At 34.1% G+C, this 3,971-nt stretch carries 2 protein-coding genes; both read left to right on the top strand.

The genetic code is table 11. The features are described 5' to 3' along the window. Positions 1–78 precede the first annotated feature (78 nt). On the top strand, positions 79–1,347 hold the full coding sequence (locus CD126_RS11780) for an aminoacyltransferase (RefSeq protein ID WP_049405072.1): 1,269 nt from the start codon (positions 79–81) through the stop codon (positions 1,345–1,347). 25 nt (positions 1,348–1,372) lie between these two features. Beyond that, positions 1,373–2,632 carry an aminoacyltransferase gene (locus tag CD126_RS11775; RefSeq protein WP_103370524.1) on the top strand — a complete coding sequence of 420 codons (1,260 nt, stop codon included), beginning with the start codon at positions 1,373–1,375 and terminating at the stop codon, positions 2,630–2,632. The last annotated feature ends 1,339 nt before the right edge of the window (positions 2,633–3,971 follow it).

The raw sequence follows: 3,971 nt of genomic DNA, 5'->3' as shown, positions 1-3,971 counted from the left end.
AGCAAGATTGAAATTGTATACATAACTTATATTGAAGTAAGATGTAGAATAATATTGAAGTAAGAAGAGGTTAGATAAATGAAATTTACAAATTTAACAGCAACAGAGTTTGGTTCCTTTGTTGATCACATGCCCGACAGTCATTTTACTCAGATGGTGGGTAACTATAATTTGAAGATTGCGGAAGGCACAGAAACACACTTAGTTGGTGTTAAAGACAATGACAATAATGTGATTGCTGCTTGCTTATTAACTGCAGTGCCCGTGATGAAATTCTTCAAGTATTTCTACTCTAACCGTGGACCTGTCATAGATTATGATAATAAAGAGCTCGTCTATTATTTCTTTAATGAGTTAAGTAAATATGTGAAGAAACATCGTTGTCTCTATCTCAGAGTGGATCCATACATGGCCTATCAATATCTAGACCACGATGGCAACGTTCTGGATAACGCGGGTCATAATTGGATCTTTGACACGATGAACTACTTAGGTTATCGACATCAAGGTTTCTTAACTGGCTTTGACCCAGTGATTCAAATTCGTCATCACTCAGTACTTGATTTGACTGGTAAAACGGCGAAAGATGTCTTAAAAGATATGGATAGTTTACGTAAACGTAATACTAAAAAGGTACAGAAAAACGGCGTAAAAGTGCGCATGCTTGATTCTGATGAACTTCCAATCTTCCGTTCATTTATGGAGGACACATCTGAAAAGAAAGACTTTGATGATCGTGATGACAGCTTTTACTATAATCGTTTGAAATATTATCAAGATCGCGCCCTTGTGCCTCTTGCTTATATCAACTTTGACGAATACATCGAAGAGCTTGAGTCAGAACGTCAGAAATTGCAGAAAGATCTTAACAAAGCGTTGAAAGATCTTGAAAAACGTCCAGATAACAAGAAATCTCATAACAAAAAAGCGAATTTAGAACAACAGTTAGATGCGAACCAACAGAAGATTGACGAAGCACGTCAGTTACGAGAACAGCATGGTGTTGAATTACCAATTTCAGCCGGCTTCTTCATCGTTAATCCATTTGAAGTAGTGTATTACGCAGGCGGTACCGCTAACGAGTTTAGACACTTTGCAGGCAGCTATGCGATTCAGTGGCACATGATTAACTATGCTTTAGACCACGGTATTAATCGTTACAACTTCTACGGTATTAGTGGTGATTTCTCTGAAGATGCTGAAGATGCTGGCGTTGTGCGTTTTAAAAAAGGATTTAATGCTGACGTCGTCGAATATGTCGGAGATTTCATTAAACCTGTCAATAAACCGATGTATAAAGTTTATACAACATTGAAAAGGTTAAAAGATAAAGTAACTAAATCCTAATTTCATTAAGAAAGGACAAAGTAATATGAATTTTACAGAGTTAACGGTTCAAGAATATGAAAGTTTCGTTCAAAATCCAGCTTTAGAAAGTCATTGTTTCCAAGTGAAAGAGAACATCGATACACGTGAGTCCGACGGCTTTGACGTGGTGTTGCTTGGTGTGAAAGATGACAATCAACAAGTGATTGCAGCGAGCCTTTTCTCAAAGATTCCAACGATGGGTAGCTATGTCTATTATTCTAACCGTGGTCCTGTGATGGATTATGATGATTTAGGTTTAGTGGATTTTTACTTAAAAGGCTTAGATCAATATTTGCAAAAGCATAACTGCCTCTATGTGAAACTAGATCCGTACTGGATTTATCAAATTTACGATAAAGATATTAAACCTTTCCCAGATCGTACACCGAATGATGCGCTTGTAACGCTCTTTAAATCGCATGGTTACACGCATCATGGCTTTACGACACAATATGATAGTTTGAGTCAGGTTAGATGGATGGGTGTGTTAGATTTAGAAGATCAAACACCATCTTCTTTAAAGAAAAAATTTGATAGCCAACGCAAACGAAATATCAATAAAGCGATTAAATATGGTATCAAAGTACGTTTCTTATCACGCGATGAGTTCCCTATATTCTTGGATTTATATCGCGAAACAGAGGCGCGAGCAGGCTTTGCGTCTAAAACGGATGAGTATTTCTATAACTTTATCGATACATATGGGGATAAGGTGCTCGTTCCTCTAGCTTATATCGATTTAGATGAATATATTGAGCATATTCAAGGCGAGATTAATGATAAAGAGAACCGTCGCGATCAAATTATGCAAAAAGATAATAAGTCAGATAAGCAACTGAAGAAGATTGCTGAGTTTGATAAACAAATCGCGCATGACAAGAAAGAGTTATTAAATGCAAGCGAATTAAGACAAACTGATGGTTCTATCTTGAATCTTGCATCAGGCGTCTTCTTTGCAAATAGCTATGAAGTGAACTATTTCTCTGGAGGTTCTTCTGAGAAATATAACCAATACATGGGTCCATACATGATGCATTGGTACATGATTAACTATTGCTTAGAACATGGTTATACGCGCTATAATTTCTATGGTCTATCTGGCGACTTTACAGAAGATAGTGAAGACTACGGTGTTTATCGCTTTAAACGTGGATTTAACGTGCAAATTGAAGAGTTAATTGGAGATTTCTACAAGCCTATTAAGAAGATGAAATATCGCTTATTTAATACTTTAAATAATATACGACAAAAGATAGGTAAATAAGACAAATAGTAAGCCGGTGAGCGTTAATGCTCATCGGCTTTTTATAAATCTAGGGTGGGTATTGTGTACCAAAAGTTTGTGAGACCTTTCAGTAAGCACTGAGGGTAAATGTAGTAGCGTTTATGTACTAAACATCCCTCAATTAAATTATAGCATGTATACGCAATTATTCAATCTCGCTTTAAATTATTATATAAATAATATTGATATAAAATATATTTGGTTATCGTGTTCTATATTTGTTAAAGTAAGAGCTTATCTTAATATGAACTTTATTAATTTACTGTATAAACTCAATTTAATTGATATAAATTGCTATGGATCTTTTTAGATGATAGTAGTTAAAAGGATTCGATCTTAGAGCGTATAAGTGAAGATTAAGTATTGGATGATAATAATATGCTCAGAATTGGTCGATTTAAGTTGAAATACCAATGCACTCACACAAATCATGAACTAAGTATCGTTAATCATTCATGAATAAAAAAGCGCGAAATCAATGACAAACTTGAATCATTTAATCGGAGTCAAGACAGTAATCTATTTGATTTCGTAGTCTTGATCCCGCAAGGCTGTCTGTATATGAGAAAGCGCAAGCTTTCTCATATACAGACAGCTACTGCGACAAGCATGTGTTAATAGCTTTATCGACAATTAAATTCGCTCTAGATGTGATGACTTTATATCTATGGATTGTTATTATTGTCATTTTGTAGGAAATTTCAGCGTGAGAAAACAGAACCATATTTATGTTATGTAAACTTATAGAGTTATTTAATACAAGGATATGATATTCAAGGTAATTGATAGGAAGAATTACGATTTAAAACTTAGCTTTACTATAATAGCAATAATTGTCATTATTTGGTACGCTGAGAGACGCTTTTATTTGCATCGAAACTTATATTCACGACCAATTATCTACGTGAGTGCAAAATTCGATGTAGGAGTGATTTTGTACAATCGCTCTATTAAATGTAGCATTATACATTGCGATAATTTTTAGCAAACCTAATAGTTAAAGCTATTCAAGCCATTAAGGAACTATAGTGATGATTAAAATTGATGTGTATAATCGTAATCTTGGTTATGTTTAATACTAGCTAAACGATGTCTACAATAACAATGCTATAAGTGGCTTATGAATTATTAGCTACAAGATGTGAACCTAAGTTGTTAATGTGTTTAGTATGATTGTGTTTAGTAATTGATTAATGAATCAAGTTATGGATCATCACAAGTTAAATGCTAATAATAGGTTTAGATATAATATATACATGAATAAGCCTACATCATTTAAGTTTACGTTTTAGTTTACATAATATATATTATAGGAAGT

Origin of the sequence: Staphylococcus pettenkoferi (assembly GCF_002902685.1) — a bacterium.
GTDB classification, from domain to species: domain Bacteria; phylum Bacillota; class Bacilli; order Staphylococcales; family Staphylococcaceae; genus Staphylococcus; species Staphylococcus pettenkoferi.
Note: the sequence above shows the minus strand (reverse complement) of the source record. Positions and strands in the feature narration are given on the sequence as shown.